This is a genomic window from Mesorhizobium comanense (assembly GCF_005503535.1).
GTDB lineage: Bacteria > Pseudomonadota > Alphaproteobacteria > Rhizobiales > Rhizobiaceae > Mesorhizobium > Mesorhizobium comanense.
The window spans coordinates 23,106-41,638 of sequence record NZ_SCNN01000002.1; the positions used below are offsets into that span (position 1 = coordinate 23,106).

An 18,533-nucleotide genomic window follows, 5' to 3' on the forward strand; every position below is an offset into this window, starting at 1 on the left:
GACAATCCCGTGAGGGCGTCACCAAAGCCATCGATACGGCGACAACCCCTGGCAAATCGGTTATGCTGCCACATCTACTAGTGGCAGCTGCGGGCGGCCATCATGGCGGTGACCGCCCCCGATACTCGGGAGGAAGGTTATGGCCGGCTTTCATGTCATGGCGGACGCCTATGGGATGCACGTGCAGCCCACGGTACGCCGCATCACCACGGCGGATCTCTGGGACGCGCTCAGGCTCGGCGCCGAGGATTTCTGGGCGAAGCCCTCGCACTATGTGTTCCTGTGTCTGATCTACCCGATCGTCGGCCTTATCCTGACGCAGTGGACGTCGGGCTCCAATGCCATCCAGCTTGTCTACCCCTTGATGTCGGGCTTTGCCCTGGTCGGGCCGTTCGCCGCGATCGGCTTGTACGAGATCAGCCGCCGGCGCGAACTTGGCATGAACACCGATTGGCGCCATGCCCTGAATGTGCGCCGCTCTCCGGCGCTGCCCTCGATAGCAGTGATCGGCATCATGCTGTTCGCGCTCTTCCTTCTGTGGCTGTTCGCCGCGCAATCGATCTACACAAGCCTGTTCGGCGATCAGCCGCCGGCCTCGATCGGCGCATTCCTGCGCGACGTGCTGACGACCAGCAGGGGCTGGACGCTGATCCTTGCCGGCAATGCGGCCGGTTTCGTGTTCGCCGTGATCGTGCTCGCCACCACGGTGATCGCCTTTCCGCTGCTGCTCGACCGTGATGTGGGCGCCGTTTCCGCAATCGAAACCTCGGTTCGCGCTGTGATGGCAAATCCGCTGCAGATGGCCTTGTGGGGCCTGCTGGTCGCCGTGCTTCTGGTCATCGGCTCGATCCCGCTGTTTGCCGGGCTCGCCATCGTCATGCCGATCCTTGGCCATGCCACCTGGCATCTCTACCGCAAGGTCATCGAGCCGCCTCAGATCCGGCCACCGCGCCGGCCGATGTAGGCAGGCGTCCGGTCGCGGGAGGCATCCAAGCGTTTATGAAGGAAGCCTTTGGCGGCTGAAAGAGAAGACCCGACGCGTTCGCCTTCAGCGCTGCGCGTCGGTTGCCATCTTCACGGCCAGCGCCGTCAGCACCGTTCCCATCATCCAGCGCTGGATGACCAGCCACAGGGGCCGTCCGGCGAGGAAAGTGGCGATCGAGCCTGCTGTCACCGCGATGATCGCGTTGACGGTGAGGCTGATCGAAATCTGCGTGGCGCCCAGCACCAGGAGCTGCGACAGGACGTGACCCTTGCCGATGCTGATGAACTGCGGCAGCAGCGACAGATAGAGCACCGCCACCTTCGGGTTGAGGAGATTGGTCATCAGCCCCATGGCGAACAGCTTGCGCGGCCTGTCTTTGGGCAGGTCGCGCACCTGGAACGGCGAACGTCCGCCGGGCTTCACCGCTTGCCAGGCCAGCCACAGGAGATAGACCACGCCGGCAAAGCGCAGCGCATCGTAAGCATAGGGGACCGCCAGCAAGAGCGCGGTGATGCCGAACGCGGCCGAGACCACATAGAAGAGAAAGCCGACGGCCACCCCGCACAACGAGATAAGGCCGGCCTTCGGCCCTTGCGACAGCGAGCGCGAGATCAGGTAGATCATGTTCGGGCCTGGTGTCAGCACCATGCCGAGGCAGACCAGCGCGAAGGCGAGGTGATTGGCGGCTTCAGGCATGGTTCGTCTTCCCGTGTGCGGGGATGCGCCACCCGCAGGCGCCCGATCTGTGCCCGTTCAGGGCCATAGCCGCAAGGGCTTGGCGGCTCCGCTCATTGCGCCAGAGAGGTGCTAGCCGACCACGCGCAGGTTCGACAGTTCGTTGCCGATTTCCTTGAAATCGTTCGACAGGCTGGCGCCGGTCGCATTCCAGAACAGTTTCGCCGGCTTGCTCGGATCGGTCGAGTCCTTGCGGAAGCGTGAGTCCGACGAGCAGGACTTCAGCGCGTCGATCGCCAGCTTGTCCGCGTCCTTGGTCGTCGACAGGTCGAGCGCCACCGTCATCACCATGATGTTGGCGGCCTTGGCGTTGTTGCAAAGCGTTGCCATCTGCTCGTTGAGCGCATTGGTGTAATTCGCGTTCGAATAGTCGAACTGACCGATGGCGCTCGATGTGCCCATGAACATGCGGCCGACCGAGGTGCGGTTGTAGCCGGGATTGAGATAGCCGTAGGACGCGTAGGTGGATTTCGAATCCGCGGGGTCGGAATAGCTCAGCGAGGAGGGCGTATAGTAGGTGTTAGCGCCGTCTGTCAGGACGATCACCACCTTGTCGTTGCCTCTCTCGGTTTCCGAACGTCCCTGCGTGAACGGTTCACCGCTCGATACAACCTTCCAGCCCCAGGCCATGCCCTCGGGGACGTTGGTGCCTCCGCTCGGCTGCATCAGGTCGATCGCGGCCTTGATCGAGGTGAGGCCGTCGGCGACGCTGACATCGGTCAGCGGCGTGATCGGGTTGGTGGTGCAGCTGTAGTTCGGCCCGTTGCCGGCCGGTAGCGCCGGCGCATCGATCGGCCGCGGCTGGAAATACTTGGCCATGTTGCGCAGCCTCGACTGGCCGCTACTGCTCGACGGGTTGTCGTTCCACCAACTGTTCACGGCGCCGTAGGTTGCGGGGGATGCCTCCTTGGGATCCTGCGTCACCTTCCAGTGGTTTCCGGGTTCGTCCGGAGCGAACATGGGCACGAACATCGTTGCCGGATCGCCTACGCCGATGCCGGTGTTGGCGGAGCCGCCGGACGGCGGAGCGTCGTTGACGTTGTAGGGGTAGGGCCTTGCCTCGACACATCCCTGCCAACTGGCGAAGGGACCATAGGTATCGGCGTAGTCATATGCGTCATAGCTGCGCTTGCAGGTATTGTTCGAATTGTATTCGGCACAGACAACCCGCTTGCTGTTGGCGACACGCTCGTGATTGGTGACCACCTTCATATCGCGGTAGAGCGAAAACCGGGTCAGCATCTGGCCTTCCTCGCTGCCCCAGCCGGTGCCGCGCTTGTACCAGATGCCATTGGTCTGCTGGGCGTATTTGTCGGCGGCGTTGAGCGTCGACCAGTCGAAATTCTCGTTCGACACTGGCGACAGACCCTCAGTGTCCATCCAGGACGCGTTGCCGTTGGCAGGTCCGACATTGACCGAAGCGGCGAAGGGCACGAGGCCGAACTGCACCGGCTTGTCGATCTGCTTGATCATTGCAGCCTGCTGAGCGAGCGTGTCGACCAGCTGTTTTGCGGCGGTCTTGAGCAGGTCGATGCGTTGCTGCCGCGAGCCCGTTCCGGCCGTGGTCATCGATCCGGAATTGTCGAGCACCAGGGCGACTTCCAGCGTGTTCTTCAGCCGCACCTGCGAGATGACGTTGAAGCTGAGCCTCTTGTTCGCATCGTCCGCCGATTTGCCGACAAGCTGAGCGAAGGCGGGGTAGAAATAGGGTTTGTAGTTGAGCTGGGCGGTCATCGTCAGCACGCCGCCGCCTGTGGCGCTGCTGGGCAAGGTGACGTTGAGCGTCGTGCTGGCCGGGTCGATGTCGTTCAGGTTGGCCTTGAAGAAGTCGAGGGCATAGGCTTTCAACTGATCGTCGGTCGCGCCTTCCGTCAGTCGGCGCGCCGTGGCGAAATTGGCGGCGTCGAGCGCGTTCGAAACCATCTGTTTTTCACGGTTCATTTCCGTGAAGTCGACAGCGATCGCGACGCCGCCCATCAGCGGCACCATCGCCACGACCGTCATAAGAGCATAGTTGCCGCGCCTGTCGCGGCCGAACTGACGCCAGATTTCACGCATCTCTTGCAGCGGCCCCCGCCGGCGGATTCTCAATCGCCGCACCTTTCCACAAAACGCTGAAGGACGGGTTTGGGAAACCGCTCTATTGCCTGGTTGATGTTTCACCAACCGCTAACCAATCCAAGGGGTTGCGGCAGCCCAACGCCGTTCAAAGCAAAACGCCCCGCCGATGCGGGGCGTTCATGCAGGCGGGGGCGTTCGATCAGCTGACGATGCGCAGGTTGGAAAGCTCGTTGCCAATCGCCTTGAAATCGTCGGAGAGCGAGGCTCCGGTCGAATTCCAGAACAGTTTCATCGGCTTGCTGGGATCTGTTGGATCCTTGCTGAAGCGAGAGTCCGACGAGCAGGCTTTCAGCGCATCCATCTGCGCCTTCTCGGCCGTATTCTTCGAGTCGAGGTCGAGCGCAATGGTCATGACGATGACGCCGGCCGTCTTCGCGTTGCTGCAAAGCGTCGCGAAGTGCTCGTTCATGGCCTTGGTGTAGTTGGAATTCGAATAGTCGGTCTTGCTGATGCTGCTGCTGGTGCCGAGGAACATGCGGCCGTAGCTGTAGCCATTGCTGTACGGCTTTACATAGCCGAGAGCGGAATAGATGGCCTTCGCGCCGGCCAGATCATTGCCACCGGAAGCCCAGTTGGTCCCGGAATAGGTCTGTGCCGTGACCGAGGTTGGCGTGTAGTATGTGTTCGCGCCGTCGGTCAGCACGATCAGGACCTTGTCGTTGCCCTTCTCGGATTCCGGACGACCGTCGGTGAAGGGCGCCCCGCTCGACAGGGTTCTCCAACCCCAAGCCATGCCTTCGGGCACATTGGTGGCGCCGCTGGCGTTCATGGCGTCGATGGCTGTCTTCACGGAACTCGCTCCCGCCGTCGTGGAGACGTCGGTGAGCGGTGTTATCGCGGTTGTGCTGCAGCTCGTATTAGGGCCTGCATTCATGCCGTAGGCCGGCGTCACCGTGGTGCCGACGTTGAAGTATTTGGGCATGTAGCGCTGACGCTCGGCATCCGTGCCAGAGGAACTGTCGGTGTCCCAGTTGTTGTTGGCAGGCCTTGAGGAACTGTCGGTGTTGTCAGTCTCGTCAGGGGCAAACATCGGGACGAAAAGGGTCTCCGGAGTACCCGTAGAGGCCGCTGTGTCCTGGATGTTGTAGGGGTAGGGGCGGGACTCGACACATCCTCCCCAGGCGGCAACGCTGCCATAGGTGTAGTTGTAGCCGTCCTGCCAGGTCCTGCACGATCCGTTGGAGTAGGTCGCCGTGCATTTGAACTGGGCGACGTAGGTTGCCGAAACCACCCGCTGCATCTGGTTGTAGAGGGAAAAGCGCGTCAGCGGCTTGTCCTTCTGGCTGACATCCCAACCGCTGCCCTTGGCATACCAGACGCCATTGATCTTCTGTGCGTATTTGGTCGAAGAATAGGACGAACTCATCGTCGTCCAGTCGAAGTTCTCGTGATGGATCGGCGAAATGCCCGTCGTATCCATCCACGCCGCCGATGCATTGCCTGAGCCGACATTAACCGAGGCGGCAAATGGAACGAGACTGAACTGGACCGGGTTGGCGATCTGCCGCATCTGCTGGGCTTCGCCGGCCAGCTGGTCGACAAGCTGCTTGGCGGCGCTCTTGAGCAGGTCGAACCGAACCTTGTTCGAACCTTTGCCGGTTTCCGTCATCGATCCGGAATTGTCGAGTACCAGCGCCACCTCCAGCGTGTTCTTCAGGCGGACCTCCGAGCAGGTGTTGAACGCTATGTCGGTTGTGTCGGGGCTGCCTCCCAACAGGATCCTCGCGGCGGGCTGGAAGTAGGGTTTGTATGTCAGGGTGCCGCAGAGCTTCAGCGTTCCTCCGCCCGTATTGTTGTTGGGCAGCGTTACCGTCAGCGTGGTGTTGGCCGGGTCGACATGCGCGAGGTTGGCTTCAAAGAAATTCTTCGCATAGGCTTTGGCGGCCGTGTCGGTGGCGCCGGCGACGATCTGCTGGGCCGTGGCAATGCCGGCGGCGTCCAGCGCATTCAGGGCGTTCTGCCGCTGGCGCACCATTTCCGTATAGTCGATGCCGATCGCCAGGCCGCCCATCAGCGGCACCATGGCAAGAACCATCATCAGCGCGTAGTTGCCACGCCTGTCGTTTCCGAATTTCCGGATCATTGCCGCGAACCACCCCCGAAAAATCAATTATCGGTGAGGACCGTGTCATAAATCGTTAAATTTCAGGTTTCCGGAATATATCCAAGGCCGGGGTGCCTTTTCAAAGCTCGTTAACCAAATGCCCGGCCAGCCCCGGCTTCCGCCTCCGAAACCGGAGGCCTTGGTGACGGCCTCCGGTCGGCAAGCGGCAAAAGCTGGTGACAGCTTGGGCCGGTTCGGTTAATTCGAACCGGCCGCGACGGAGCGCCGGCCGCGGCACTTGCAATGATCATATCGAAGGAAACGGCATGGCGGATTCGCCTGAAATCGTCGGCTCGCTTGAAGACGTGTCGAAAACCTACTCGGCAATCCTGTGCGACGTCTGGGGCGTGGTCCACAATGGCGAATGGCATTTTCCGGCGGCGGCTGCCGCGCTGGCGGCGGCAAGGACGGCCGGTATTCCGGTTGTTCTCATCACCAACTCGCCTCGCCGCAGTGCCGATGTCGTGACCCAGATGAGCGTGATCGGCGTTCCGCCGTCGGCCTATGACCGGGTAGTGACCTCCGGCGACGTGACCCGCGATCTCATCGCGGAAGGCCCACGCAAGATCTTCCACATCGGCGCCGACCGCGATCTGACCCTCTATGACGGGCTCGATGTCGAACTCGTCGAAGAATTCGAAGCCGCCGGCGTCGTCTGCACCGGCTTGTTTGATGACGAGGCTGAAAAGCCCGAGGATTACACCGAATTGCTGCGCCGATTGAGAGCCAGGAACCTGCCGTTCATCTGCGCCAATCCCGATATCATGGTGGAGCGCGGCGAACGCATCATCTGGTGCGCCGGCGCCCTGGCGCGTGACTATGCCCAGCTCGGCGGCCGCACCCTGATCGCCGGAAAGCCCTATGCGCCGATCTACGATCTGGCGATGAAGGAACTGGCCGCGATACTCGGCCGGCCGGTCGAGCGTTCGCGGGTGCTGGCCATCGGCGACGGTGTTATGACCGATGTCAAGGGAGCCGCCGACAATGGTTTCGACGTCCTCTACGTCTCCGGCGGCATTCATGCCCGCGACTATGGCGATGCATCCCGGCCCGACCCCGCGAAGCTCCAGCTCTTCCTGGAACGGCACGGCTACCGGCCGGTCGCCGTCATAGCCAGACTGCAGTAGGTGGCGATGGCAGGCTTCCATCATCTCTCGGCCAGCACCCCGCTGCCTGCCGATCTGCGCGGCGGCGTGGTCGCGATCGGCAATTTCGACGGCGTCCATCGTGGCCACCAGGCGGTACTCGAACGGGCATTGGCAGAGTCTGTGCGGCGAGCCGTGCCCGCCTTGGTGTTGACCTTCGAACCGCACCCGCGAAAGGTCTTCAGGCCTGACTTGCCGCTGTTCGTGCTGACGCCGCCGCCGATGAAGGCAAGGCTGCTGTCGCTGCTGGGTTTCGCCGCACTCGTCGAGCAGCCCTTCACGCGCGATTTCGCCTCGCTGTCGGCGGAAGCTTTCGTCACCGAGGTTCTGGAGCGGACGCTCGGCATCACCCATGCCGTGACGGGTTTCGATTTCCATTTCGGCAAGGACCGTCAGGGCGGGCCTGCCTATCTGATGGCGGCCGGCGACCGCCATGGTTTCGGTGTCACGCTTGTCGACGCTTTTCGCGACGAGGGCGCCGAGGTGATTTCATCGAGCCGGATCCGGACTTTGCTCTGCGACGGGGCGGTGGCCGAGGCCGCTGGTCTGCTGGGCTACCGGTTCACGGTGCAAAGCGAGGTCGTGGGTGGCCAGCAGCTTGGGCGAACGCTGGGCTTTCCGACCGCGAATATGAGGCTTTCCGCGGAAGCCGGGCTCAAGGAAGGAATTTATGCCGTTCGTTTCCGGCGCGCCGACGGCACCTTGCACGACGGCGTCGCCAGTTTCGGCCGCCGCCCGACGGTCGACGACAATGGCGCGCCGCTCCTGGAAACCTTCGTCTTCGATTTTTCCGGCGATCTCTATGGCCAGATCTGCCAGGTGTCGTTCTTCGGCTTCCTGCGCAGCGAGATCAAATTCGACGGGCTCGATGCGCTGATCGTACAGATGAAGCGCGACGAGGAGGAAGCCCGCGCGTTGCTTGCCGGCGTCAAGCCGCTTTCGCAACTCGACGCGGCCATCGCGTTCTGAACCTTGTTTTTGCGCGGTGGCGGGCGTGAGCCGCCACACGCATTTCCTGGAATTGGTTTAGTTTTTCAGCGCAAGACCGACCGCGATGAAGGTCCAGCCCTGAAAGGTGAGGTCGACCGCCAGGAACAGTCCGAGCACCCACAGGCTGTTGACCGGCCAGCCCATGGCGATGACCAGGCCCGCGATGACGCTGATGACGCCCGCGGCGACGATCCAGCCCCAGCCGCGCTCCGGACGATGGCTGTAGCCGACCCACGCCCGCAGCGCGCCGGATGCGACGAGTGCAACCGCCAGCAGGAACGTCAGCACCGCCGAGGCCAGCAGGGGATTGTCGAAAGCGAAAAACCCGGCGACCGCATAAAGCAGTCCGCTGAGCAGCCAGTAGAAGAAGCGGCCCCACGTCTTGACGCCGAAAGCATGTATGATCTCGATGATGCCGGCCACCAGCATCAGCCATCCCACGACATAGACGGAGGCGACCGTGGCGATGAACAGATTGCCGAAGGCGATGCCGCCGAGGATCAGCAACAGCACGCCGAGGCCGACAAACCATCCCCACTTGTCTTTCGTTTGGCCGATCGCGTTCTTCAGTGTATCGCCGTGCAGGGTCATGTCACACCTCCATCGAGAACCGCCGCGATGCTATGACGTTAGCCCTGGTGCCGATCCGCGTCCAGCCGACGGGGGGCCAGATTGTCCAAGCGAGGCGAGCCCGGATATCTCGCCCTTAAATCAAATTTTACCAAAGCCTCGTCAAAGCTGTCAGCGCGGGGCAGTGTTATCGTGTTAGTGGAGTGGCCATGAGTCCGGTCTGGAAGATTTCTGTAGCCTTGGTCATTTCCACGCTGGCGGCGCCAGGCATTGCCAGGGCCGGCGATGGCGCCTTCGGCTGGCTTTCCGGCGACTGGTATCTGACGGTCGGCGCCACCGGCCTCGTGGCCCCCAATTTCGAGGGCGGCAAGAAGTACATGCTGAGCGCTCAGCCCATCATCTCGCTGGGTAAGGCGGGGCCGGAGGCACGCTTCACGTCCCGCAATGACAATATCTCGCTTGCGCTGATCGACGATGGCGGGGTTCGCGCCGGCTTGACCGGCAAGTTCCTCTTTTCGCGCAGCAGCGACGACGAACTGAAAGGCCTCGACCCGGTTCGCTGGGGCGGCGAGATTGGCGGTTTCTTCGAGTTCTATCCGACCGACTGGATGCGCGCCCGCGCCGAATTGCGGCATGGCATCCGTGCCCATAACGGTTTTGTCGCCGACATTGCCGCCGATGCTTTTTATGATGTGACGCCGACCGTCAGGATTTCCGGCGGCCCGCGCGTGTCGTTTGCGTCGGCCAATTATTTCGATGCCTACTACGGCGTCAACGCGCAGGAAGCGGTGGCCTCGGGCCTGAGCCAGTACAGCCCCGGCGGCGGCTTGAAATCCATCGGCCTCGGCGGCGCCGTAACCTGGAAAGTGACGGATCCGATGACCGCCAGTCTTTTCGGCGAATATTCGCGGCTCGAAGGTCCGGCCGCCGATTCCAGCCTGGTCAGGGAGCGCGGCGACCGCAACCAGTTCATGGTCGGTGTGTCGACCACCTACCGTTTCGACTTCAAGATGTAGCCATCCCAAAGCACGGCAGGCCTCAATTCCGCGCTTTATTCCTGCGGCGGCATCGGCTAAAAGCCCGGGGATGACGCACTTTTCCGGCGCATTCGCGGTCGCGATACGAATTACCAGCCCGGTGTTCCTGGCAGCCTGAAGGCTGCCGGAGCCGCCGGGAATTTTGCGCGCGGCCTCTCGCGCTTTTCCAGATCATCAAGGCATGTCGCCCGGAAGCGGCCCGGTTTTTGGGAAAACGGCATGCGTATGAAGTAGAATTTCACGCCGCAAGCCACGTGGCCCGGCATGCACATGGCAGACCAATGACCGACGAAAACCAATCAACGATCGACTATTCCAAGACGCTCTACCTGCCGCAGACGGATTTCCCGATGCGCGCCGGCTTGCCCGAGAAGGAGCCGGTGCTGGTCAAGCGCTGGCAGGATATGGACCTCTATCGCAAGCTGCGCGAGAGCGCGGCCGGCCGGCCGAAATACGTGCTGCATGACGGGCCGCCCTATGCCAACGGCAACATCCATATCGGGCATGCGCTGAACAAGATCCTCAAGGATGTCATCACCCGTTCGTTCCAGATGCGCGGCTATGACTCCAATTATGTTCCCGGCTGGGACTGCCACGGCCTCCCGATCGAATGGAAGATCGAGGAACAATACCGCGCCAAGGGCAAGAACAAGGACGAGGTGCCGGTCAACGAGTTCCGCAAGGAATGCCGCGAATTCGCCTCCCACTGGATCACGGTGCAGGGTGGCGAGTTCCAGCGCCTCGGCGTCGTCGGCGACTTCAAGAACCCCTATACGACAATGGCCTTCCATGCCGAGGCGCGCATTGCCGGTGAACTGTTGAAATTCGCCATGTCGGGCCAGCTCTATCGCGGTTCCAAGCCTGTGATGTGGAGCGTGGTCGAGCGCACCGCACTCGCCGAGGCCGAGATCGAGTACCAGGATTACGAATCCGACACGATCTGGGTGAAGTTTCCGGTGGCCAACCTTGTGGTCGCCAACGTCGTGGACGGGCAGCCGGCGGAGCTCAATCCGGACCTCAGCGGGCGATCGCTGGATCTGCTGGACGCTCATGTCGTGATCTGGACGACCACGCCATGGACGATCCCCGGCAACCGTGCCGTCAGCTACTCCCCGCGCGTCGCCTACGGGCTCTACGAGGTGACGGCGGCCGAGAACGCGTTTGGCCCGCAGCCGGGAGAGAAGCTGATCTTCGCCGATGCGCTGGCCGAGGACAGCCAGGCGAAGGCCAAGATCACCATGAACCGCCTTCACGGCATCGGCGCCGAACAACTGGCAAGCCTTGTGTTGTCGCATCCCTTCAAGGGGCTCGGCGGTGGCTACGAGTTCCCGGTTCCGATGATTGCGGGCGATCATGTGACCGACGATGCCGGTACCGGGTTCGTTCACACCGCCCCAAGCCATGGCCGCGAGGATTTCGACGCCTGGATGGATGCTGCCCCGAACCTGCGCGCGCGTGGGCTCGACACCACCATTCCGTTCACCGTCGACGACGCCGGTTTCTTCACCAAGGACGCTCCCGGATTCGGGCCCGACCGGGAAGGCGGCCCGGCACGCGTCATCGACGACAACGGCAAGAAGGGCAATGCCAACCAGACGGTCATCGATGAATTGATCAAGCGCAACGCGCTCTTCGCGCGCGGCAGGCTGAAGCACAGCTACCCGCATTCCTGGCGCTCGAAGAAGCCGGTCATCTTCCGCAACACGCCGCAATGGTTCGTCTACATGGACAAGGACCTCGGCGACGGCACGACGTTGCGCAGCCGAGCCTTGAAGGCGATCGACGATACGCGCTTCGTGCCGGCCGCCGGCCAGAACCGCATCCGCGCCATGATCGAGGAGCGCCCCGACTGGGTATTGTCGCGCCAGCGTGCCTGGGGGGTGCCGATCGCCGTGTTCGCCGACGAGGACGGCAACGTGCTGAAGGACGAGGCCGTCAATCAGCGCATCATGGACGCCTTCGAGCAAGAGGGCGCCGACGCCTGGTTCACTGCCGGCGCCAAGGAGCGGTTCCTGGGCAACCACGATGCATCCAGGTGGAAGCAGGTGACCGACATTCTCGATGTCTGGTTCGATTCCGGCTCGACACATGTCTTCACGCTGGAGGATCGCCCCGACCTGAAATGGCCGGCCGATGTCTATCTCGAAGGGTCCGACCAGCATCGCGGCTGGTTCCATTCCTCGCTGCTCGAAAGCTGCGGCACCAGGGGCAGGGCGCCTTACGACACCGTCGTCACCCATGGCTTCACCATGGATGAGGACGGGCGCAAGATGTCGAAGTCGCTCGGCAACACGGTCGTGCCGCAGGACGTGATCAAGCAGTCCGGCGCGGACATCCTTCGGCTTTGGGTCGTGACGACGGATTATTGGGAAGACCAGCGGCTCGGCAAGAACGTGCTGCAGACCAACATCGACGCCTACCGCAAGCTGCGCAACACCATCCGCTGGATGCTGGGCACGCTCGCCCATGACGATGGCGAGGAGATCCCGCTGCCGCAGATGCCGGAACTGGAGCGGCTGATGCTGCACCGGCTTGCCGAACTCGACGAGGTTGTGCGCCAGGGTTACGACGCTTTCGAATTCAAGCGCGTCACCCGCGCGCTCATCGACTTCATGGTGGTGGAACTGTCGGCCTTCTATTTCGACATCCGCAAGGATGCGCTCTATTGCGATGCGCCGTCGAGCGTGAAACGCAAGGCGTCGGTGCAGGTTGTGCGCCATCTCTTCGACTGCCTGGTGAAATGGCTGGCGCCGATGCTGCCCTTCACCACGGAAGAGGCCTGGCTCGACCGTTACCCCGAAGCGGTGTCGCTGCATCTCGACCAGTTCCCGCAAATCCCGGCGGACTGGCGCAACGAGGCGTTGGCCGAGAAATGGCGCAAGGTCAGGCAGGTGCGCCGTGTCGTCACCGGCGCGCTCGAAATCGCGCGGGCCCAGAAGGTGATCGGATCCTCGCTCGAGGCTGTCCCGGTTGTCACGATCAACGACCCGGCGCTGGAGGCCGCGATCTCGGACATCGACATGGCCGAGATGGCGATCACCAGCGATCTCGTCATTGCCCATGGCCAGGCACCGGAAGGGGCTTTCACCCTGGACGACGTCAAGGGCGTGGCAGTGGTGGTCGAGAAGGCCGAGGATCGCGGGCTGGTCAAGTGCGCGCGTTCATGGCGCTACACGGCCGACGTCGGTCAGGATACCGCCTTTCCCGACGTTTCTGCCCGTGACGCCGCCGTGTTGCATGAATTGCAGGCACTTGGCCGGCTTTGACGGCCATGGCTTATCGGTGCACAAATACCACGCCGGGCCATGCAAGACGGCCCGCGCGTTGCCCTTAACGACTGGTTGAGGTAAAGACGCGAAACTCCGGCAGACAAATTGTCGCCGGATTTCCGTCGCAAGTGCTTGGGCGATGGGGGCCGGACACAGGACCGGTGGCGATCGAGAGGCTGTAGAGTGGGACTTTTTGGCATGACCGAGAGATATAGAGCGCGCGTTGCGCTGCTGGCGCCGCTTGTCGCATCGGGCCTTGCTCTGGCCGGCTGCATGGGCTCTCCGACCTATGGAACCGACAAGACCGCCGCCGAACAGCTGGCCGGCGATCTAACCGGCGCCGTCTCCATCTCGCCGAAGCACAGGGATCCGATCGACTACAAGCCGCGCCCCACTTTGGTGAAGCCCGCTCCCGGACAGAAGGACGCGCTGCCTGTACCGCAGGAAAGCATCGAGACGGCGAGTGCCGATTGGCCCGAGTCGCCCGAGCAGCGGCGCGCCCGCCTGCGCGCTGACGCCACCGCCCACCAGAACGATCCAAACTACAAGTCAGAGATCGTCGGCGATGTGCAGACGGATCCGGCATCGGTGCAGAAAGCGCTGGACGAATCGGGCTCGAGCCATCCGCCGCGCTGGACGCCCGAGGATTCGGACAAGGGCCGTACAGCCGAGATTCAGCGCCGCCTTGCCCAAAGCAAGCAGGGCGACCCGAACACGCGCAGATATCTGAGCGAGCCGCCTTTGGCCTACCGTGTCGCGTCCGATACCGCGCCGCAGGACCAACTCGGCGAGGACGAATACAAGAAGGAGCGCCGCCTCAAGGCGCAGGCGGAAGGCAAGAAGGGCGGCGGCTGGTTCGACTGGCTGGGCCTCTAGCGTCAGCTTTCACGCCGTCCTCTGAAAAAATCTTTGAGAATGACGGCCGCCTCGGTCTCGGCCATGCCCGCATAGACGTCTGGCGCGTGGTGACAGGTAGGCGAAGAGAAGAAACGCACACCGTTGATCACCGCGCCGCCCTTTTCGTCCGCCGCGCCGAAATAAAGCCGGCGCAGCCTGGCGAAGGAGATGGCGCCGGCGCACATGGCGCAGGGCTCCAGCGTCACATAGAGATCGTGGCCCGTAAGCCGCTCGCTCGAAATCCTGCTGCAGGCTTCGCGAATCGCCAGCATCTCGGCGTGAGCGGTGGGGTCGGCAAGTTCGCGGGTGCGGTTGCCGGCGCTGGCAATGACCGTACCGTCCCTGGCGATGACGGCGCCGACCGGCACTTCGCCGCGCAGGGCCGCCGCCTCGGCTTCCCTGAGCGCCAGGGCCATGAAATCCGGCCGCTTCACGCGGTTTCCATTCCCATTATCTCCTCGCCACTCGGCGGTGATCCTGTTATTGAGCGCATAACCTCGAAAATCGGACTCGATTTTCGGAAATGATCATGCGCCAAATCAAAAGTGCTACAGCGTTCGTTGCGCGCCCGAAAGGATGCGCCACGCTGTAGCAGCGCAAACGGACAAAGGCCACATGGACGACAACGACAAGAAATCTCCGCGCCGAAAAGGACCGGGTAACAAAGGCGACGGCAAGCCATCCTTTGGCGCCAAGAAACCGTATGCGCCGCGCGGTGACAGGCCTATGACGGCCGATGGCGAGCGCAAGCCCTACGAGAAGCGCGAGGGACCGCGCAAGCCTTACGCTCCGCGCGGTAACCGCCCGATGGCCGCTGAAGGCGAACGCAAGCCCTATGAAAAGCGCGAAGGGCCGCGCAAGCCATATGCCCCGCGTGGCGATCGGCCGATGGCGGCGGACGGCGAGCGCAAGCCTTATGAGAAGCGCGAAGGGCCGCGCAAGCCATATGCCCCGCGTGGCGATCGGCCGATAGCGGCGGACGGCGAGCGCAAGCCTTATGAGAAGCGCGAAGGGCCACGCAAGCCCTACGCGCCGCGCGGCGATCGTCCGGCCGCGGCAGCAGTCGACGGTGGCGAAAAGCGGTTCGATCGCCCCAAGCGCGACTTCAACGACCGTCCGAAGCGCGACTTTGCCGATCGCCCCAAGCGCGACTTCAGCGACCGTCCGAAGCGCGATTTCAGCGACCGTCCGCAGGCAGGATCGGGCGGCTTCAAACCGCGTCCGCGTCCAGCCGAAGCGACAGAGGAAGCCGGCGAACGGATCGCCAAGCGGCTGGCCCGCGCCGGTCTTGCCTCGCGCCGCGACGCCGAGGACCTGATCGCGGCCGGCCGCGTCAAGGTCAACGGCAAGGTCCTGGCTTCGCCCGCCTTCAACGTCATGCCCGATGACATCATCCATCTCGACGGCATGGAAATACCCAAGATCGAACGCACGCGGCTGTTTTTGTTCCACAAGCCGGCCGGCGTCGTCACCACCAACCGTGATCCCGAAGGCCGCAAGACGGTCTTTGACGTGTTGCCGGCCGAGTTGCCGCGGCTGATGACCATTGGCCGCCTCGACATCAACACCGAGGGCCTGCTGCTGCTCACCAATGATGGCGGGCTGTCGCGCGTGCTCGAATTGCCGGCTACCGGCTGGCTGCGCCGATACCGGGTGCGCGTCCACGGCAAGGTCGAGGAAAGCGCGCTTGCCGGCCTGCGCGAAGGCATTGCCGTCGACGGCGTCTTCTATGGCGCCATCGAGGCCAGCCTCGACCGCGAGCAGGGCACCAACGCCTGGCTGACGATCGGCCTGCGCGAGGGCAAGAACCGTGAGGTGAAAAACATCCTCGGCGCGCTCGGCCTCGATGTGACGCGGCTGATCCGCATTTCCTATGGGCCGTTCCAGCTCGAGGATCTTCCCGAAGGTCACGTGCTGGAGATCAAGGGCCGCGTGCTGCGCGACCAGCTTGGCGAGCGCCTGGTGGAGGAATCCGGCGCGAATTTCGACGCCGAAATAACAAAACCGTTCTCCAACAAGCCGGTGCGGCGCACCGAACCCCGCGAGGTGGAGCCTGAACGGCCGAAATTCACGCGTGACGGGGAGCGCCGCCCGATCGGCGAGGGCGGCCTGATCAAGAACCGCAAGCGCCGGGAAGGCAGCCGTGACGAGGCGCTCGGCAAACTGTCGACAAGTCCCGACAGAAGCGAGCGGCCGGAAAGAAGCTTTGGCGAACGCGGCTCCCGGCCCGAACGCGGCGGCTTCGGCGAGAAGCCGCGTGGAAATTTTGGCGACAAGCCGCGCGGCGGGTTCGGTGACAAGCCTCGTGGCGGCGGCAAGAAACCCGAGCGCGAGCAGCGGCCGATCGAGCCGCCCGGCCAGCGCAAGGCCAATGTATGGATGGCGCCGGGAGCCCGGCCGATCGGCAAGGGCAGGGCGGAAGCCGACGCCGCCAAGGCGGCCGAAGCCAAGGCGCGCAAGGCCTCGTTCAAGCCGGCCTACGGCAAGCCCGCCGGCAAACCGGGCGGCGCGAAGCCGTTCGGCAAGCCACGTGGCGAACGTCCGGACGGAGCTGGCGGCACGGATCGTCCGCGCGGTCCCAAAGGCCCCAGGACCAGATGAGGCCCGGACTTAAATGAGAATCGTGGGGGGTGAGTTTCGCGGGCGTCCATTGGCGACGCCCCGCAGCAGCGCCATCCGTCCGACGACCGACCGCACACGCGAGGCGGTCTTCAACGTGCTGGCGCATCGCTTCGGCGGCCAACTGGACGGCGCACGCGTGCTCGACCTGTTTGCCGGCACCGGGGCGCTTGGCCTGGAAGCCCTGTCGCGCGGCGCTTCCTACGGCGTATTCATTGAGGAATCGGCGGAGGGCCGGGGCTTGATCCGCGACAATGTCGAAGCCTTCGGCCTGACCGGACGCACGAAGATATTCCGACGCGACGCAACGGCACTGGGTGAAGCCGGCACGCTGGCGCCATTCGGCCTCGTCTTCGCCGATCCGCCCTATGGCAAGGGCCTTGGCGAGCGCGCTCTACAGTCGGCCAAGGCAGGCGGTTGGCTGCGACCTGGTGCGCTGTGCGTGGTGGAGGAGACGGCGGCGGTTGCCTTCGAGCCTGGCTCCGGCTTTGCGGTGCTCGATGAGCGTAATTACGGTGAAACCGTCATCCGCTTCATCGAGGCCGCCCCATAGGCCGTTCCTCCGCGCCTCTTTGCCGCCGCCTTTGGCGGCAACAAGATCAACGATTCATTTTGCTTGTCGCCAGCACCTTGCCTATCGTTGTGCCACGCTGCGGAACCGGAGCCACTGATGACATCCAGGACTGAATGGCTGCGGACAGCACTGCTGGCGACCTCGCTGACATTCGTGGTGCACAAAGCCGCTCTGGCTGAAAGCCCGGTTCCGGCCGTTGCCGCGCCGGCCGAGTTCAAGGTGACGAATTTCCTGCTCGACAACGGCATGGAAGTGGTCGTCATTCCCGACCATCGCGCACCGATCGTCACCCATATGGTATGGTACAAGATCGGCAGCGCCGACGAGCCGCCCGGCAAATCCGGTATCGCTCATTTCTTCGAACATCTGATGTTCAAGGCGACGACCAATCACGCGGCAGGCGAGTTCGATCGCGCCGTCTCCGATATTGGCGGCTCCAACAACGCCTTCACCTCCTACGACTACACCGCCTTCCACGAGACGGTGGCGCCTTCTGCACTGGAGCTCATGATGAGCTTCGAGGCCGACCGCATGCGCAACCTCATTCTCTCCGACGACGTCATCAAGACCGAGCGCGACGTCATCCTGGAGGAGCGCCGCTCGCGCATCGACAACAATCCGCAGGCGGTGCTGGATGAGGAGGTCGCCGCCACGCTGTGGCAGAACCAGCCCTATCGCATTCCGGTGATCGGCTGGATGCAGGAGATGGAACAGCTCAACCGCACCGACGCCATCGCCTTCTATGACAAATACTATCGCCCCAACAACGCAGTGCTGATCGTGGCCGGCGATGTCGAGCCCGACACCGTGAAGGCGCTCGCCGAGAAGACCTACGGCAAGGTCGCTCGCGGGCCTGACTTGCCGCCGCGCGTACGGCCGGTAGAGCCTGAGCAGAACACGAAGCGCACCGTCACTCTCTCGGACGCCCGTGTCAGCGTGCCGAATTTCTCGACGCAATGGGTGGTGCCTTCCTACCACACCGCGAAGCCGGGCGAGGCCGAGGCGCTCGACCTGCTGGCTGAGATTCTCGGCGGCGGCACCCGCAGCCGGCTCTATCAGGCGCTGGTGGTCAAGCAGGGTATCGCGTCCAGCGCCGGCGCCTATTTCCAGGGCACCATGCTCGACGACACCAATTTCACCGTCTACGGCGCACCGAGCGGCGATGCCAAGCTCGCCGACGTCGAAGCGGCGGTCGATGCCGAGGTGACACGCATCGTTACGGATGGCGTCACTGAGAACGAACTGGACAAGGCAAAGGACCGCTATATCAGGTCGATGATCTTCGCCCGCGACAAGCAGGATTCGATGGCCAACATCTATGGCGCCGAACTCGCCACCGGCGGCACGGTACAGGATATCGAGCAATGGCCGGACAGTGTGCGCAAAGTCACCGCCGGCGAGGTCAAGGCGGTTGCCGCGAAGTATCTGGTGCTTTCCCGATCGACCACCGGCTATCTCTTGCCGCAGCAACAGGCGGGGAATTGACG

The 18,533-nt window shown here is 63.3% G+C and carries 14 protein-coding genes; 9 read left to right on the forward strand and 5 right to left on the reverse strand.

Annotation, left to right across the window (positions count from 1 at the left end):
• Positions 1–139: 139 nt before the first annotated feature.
• Positions 140–964 carry a DUF2189 domain-containing protein gene (locus tag FFS37_RS04490; RefSeq protein WP_137929748.1) on the forward strand — a complete coding sequence of 275 codons (825 nt, stop codon included), beginning with the start codon at positions 140–142 and terminating at the stop codon, positions 962–964.
• An 84-nt stretch (positions 965–1,048) separates the two neighbouring features.
• Here the strand turns inward: FFS37_RS04490 and FFS37_RS04495 are convergent, their stop codons facing one another.
• The 3 genes from FFS37_RS04495 to FFS37_RS04505 all read right to left on the reverse strand — a co-directional run bounded on the left by FFS37_RS04495 (position 1,049) and on the right by FFS37_RS04505 (position 5,924).
• A complete protein-coding gene (locus FFS37_RS04495; protein ID WP_137929749.1) occupies positions 1,049–1,681 on the reverse strand; it encodes a LysE family translocator in 633 nt (210 codons plus the stop codon).
• A gap of 111 nt (positions 1,682–1,792) precedes the next feature.
• Entirely contained in the window at positions 1,793–3,778 is a 1,986-nt protein-coding gene (locus FFS37_RS04500; protein ID WP_171026172.1) for a TadE/TadG family type IV pilus assembly protein, read from the reverse strand.
• Positions 3,779–3,980: 202 nt separating this feature from the next.
• Positions 3,981–5,924, reverse strand: a complete 1,944-nt coding sequence (locus tag FFS37_RS04505; protein ID WP_137929750.1) for a TadE/TadG family type IV pilus assembly protein — start codon at positions 5,922–5,924, stop codon at positions 3,981–3,983.
• A 287-nt stretch (positions 5,925–6,211) separates the two neighbouring features.
• Between FFS37_RS04505 and FFS37_RS04510 the strand changes: the two genes are divergently transcribed.
• Positions 6,212–7,072 (forward strand): TIGR01459 family HAD-type hydrolase, encoded by an 861-nt coding sequence (locus FFS37_RS04510; RefSeq protein ID WP_137929751.1) that lies wholly within the window; start codon positions 6,212–6,214, stop codon positions 7,070–7,072.
• A gap of 6 nt (positions 7,073–7,078) precedes the next feature.
• A complete protein-coding gene (locus tag FFS37_RS04515; protein WP_137929752.1) occupies positions 7,079–8,059 on the forward strand; it encodes a bifunctional riboflavin kinase/FAD synthetase in 981 nt (326 codons plus the stop codon).
• A 57-nt stretch (positions 8,060–8,116) separates the two neighbouring features.
• Here FFS37_RS04515 and FFS37_RS04520 read toward each other — a convergent pair whose 3' ends face one another.
• Positions 8,117–8,671, reverse strand: coding sequence for an HdeD family acid-resistance protein (locus FFS37_RS04520; RefSeq protein WP_137929753.1), 555 nt, complete (start codon positions 8,669–8,671; stop codon positions 8,117–8,119).
• 188 nt (positions 8,672–8,859) lie between these two features.
• Between FFS37_RS04520 and FFS37_RS04525 the strand changes: the two genes are divergently transcribed.
• The 3 genes from FFS37_RS04525 to FFS37_RS04535 all read left to right on the forward strand — a co-directional run bounded on the left by FFS37_RS04525 (position 8,860) and on the right by FFS37_RS04535 (position 13,832).
• Complete coding sequence (locus tag FFS37_RS04525) at positions 8,860–9,666, forward strand: MipA/OmpV family protein (RefSeq protein WP_137929754.1); 807 nt, start codon at positions 8,860–8,862, stop codon at positions 9,664–9,666.
• A 302-nt stretch (positions 9,667–9,968) separates the two neighbouring features.
• Positions 9,969–12,953 carry an isoleucine--tRNA ligase gene (ileS, locus tag FFS37_RS04530; protein WP_137929755.1) on the forward strand — a complete coding sequence of 995 codons (2,985 nt, stop codon included), beginning with the start codon at positions 9,969–9,971 and terminating at the stop codon, positions 12,951–12,953.
• 201 nt (positions 12,954–13,154) lie between these two features.
• Entirely contained in the window at positions 13,155–13,832 is a 678-nt protein-coding gene (locus tag FFS37_RS04535) for a metal ABC transporter substrate-binding protein (RefSeq protein WP_137929756.1), read from the forward strand.
• 2 nt (positions 13,833–13,834) lie between these two features.
• Here FFS37_RS04535 and FFS37_RS04540 read toward each other — a convergent pair whose 3' ends face one another.
• Positions 13,835–14,287, reverse strand: a complete 453-nt coding sequence (locus FFS37_RS04540) for a nucleoside deaminase (RefSeq protein ID WP_137929757.1) — start codon at positions 14,285–14,287, stop codon at positions 13,835–13,837.
• A gap of 181 nt (positions 14,288–14,468) precedes the next feature.
• On the opposite strand from FFS37_RS04540, the gene FFS37_RS04545 reads away from it, so the two are divergent.
• From FFS37_RS04545 to FFS37_RS04555, 3 genes are all read left to right on the forward strand, one after another.
• Complete coding sequence (locus tag FFS37_RS04545) at positions 14,469–16,454, forward strand: pseudouridine synthase (protein ID WP_137929758.1); 1,986 nt, start codon at positions 14,469–14,471, stop codon at positions 16,452–16,454.
• A 13-nt stretch (positions 16,455–16,467) separates the two neighbouring features.
• Positions 16,468–17,025 (forward strand): 16S rRNA (guanine(966)-N(2))-methyltransferase RsmD, encoded by a 558-nt coding sequence (rsmD, locus tag FFS37_RS04550; RefSeq protein ID WP_137929759.1) that lies wholly within the window; start codon positions 16,468–16,470, stop codon positions 17,023–17,025.
• A gap of 117 nt (positions 17,026–17,142) precedes the next feature.
• On the forward strand, positions 17,143–18,531 hold the full coding sequence (locus tag FFS37_RS04555) for a M16 family metallopeptidase (protein ID WP_137929760.1): 1,389 nt from the start codon (positions 17,143–17,145) through the stop codon (positions 18,529–18,531).
• Positions 18,532–18,533 lie beyond the last annotated feature (2 nt).

Bases quoted from the DNA above. Each gene is read 5' to 3' on its own strand.
- FFS37_RS04535 (WP_137929756.1), top strand. From the start codon at position 13,155: ATGACCGAGAGATATAGAGCGCGCGTTGCGCTGCTGGCGCCGCTTGTC.
- FFS37_RS04545 (WP_137929758.1), top strand. From the start codon at position 14,469: ATGGACGACAACGACAAGAAATCTCCGCGCCGAAAAGGACCGGGTAAC.
- FFS37_RS04500 (WP_171026172.1), bottom strand. From the start codon at position 3,778: ATGCGTGAAATCTGGCGTCAGTTCGGCCGCGACAGGCGCGGCAACTAT.
- FFS37_RS04495 (WP_137929749.1), bottom strand. From the start codon at position 1,681: ATGCCTGAAGCCGCCAATCACCTCGCCTTCGCGCTGGTCTGCCTCGGC.
- FFS37_RS04505 (WP_137929750.1), bottom strand. From the start codon at position 5,924: ATGATCCGGAAATTCGGAAACGACAGGCGTGGCAACTACGCGCTGATG.
- FFS37_RS04555 (WP_137929760.1), top strand. From the start codon at position 17,143: ATGACATCCAGGACTGAATGGCTGCGGACAGCACTGCTGGCGACCTCG.
- FFS37_RS04525 (WP_137929754.1), top strand. From the start codon at position 8,860: ATGAGTCCGGTCTGGAAGATTTCTGTAGCCTTGGTCATTTCCACGCTG.
- FFS37_RS04490 (WP_137929748.1), top strand. From the start codon at position 140: ATGGCCGGCTTTCATGTCATGGCGGACGCCTATGGGATGCACGTGCAG.
- FFS37_RS04515 (WP_137929752.1), top strand. From the start codon at position 7,079: ATGGCAGGCTTCCATCATCTCTCGGCCAGCACCCCGCTGCCTGCCGAT.
- ileS (WP_137929755.1), top strand. From the start codon at position 9,969: ATGACCGACGAAAACCAATCAACGATCGACTATTCCAAGACGCTCTAC.
- rsmD (WP_137929759.1), top strand. From the start codon at position 16,468: ATGAGAATCGTGGGGGGTGAGTTTCGCGGGCGTCCATTGGCGACGCCC.
- FFS37_RS04510 (WP_137929751.1), top strand. From the start codon at position 6,212: ATGGCGGATTCGCCTGAAATCGTCGGCTCGCTTGAAGACGTGTCGAAA.
- FFS37_RS04520 (WP_137929753.1), bottom strand. From the start codon at position 8,671: ATGACCCTGCACGGCGATACACTGAAGAACGCGATCGGCCAAACGAAA.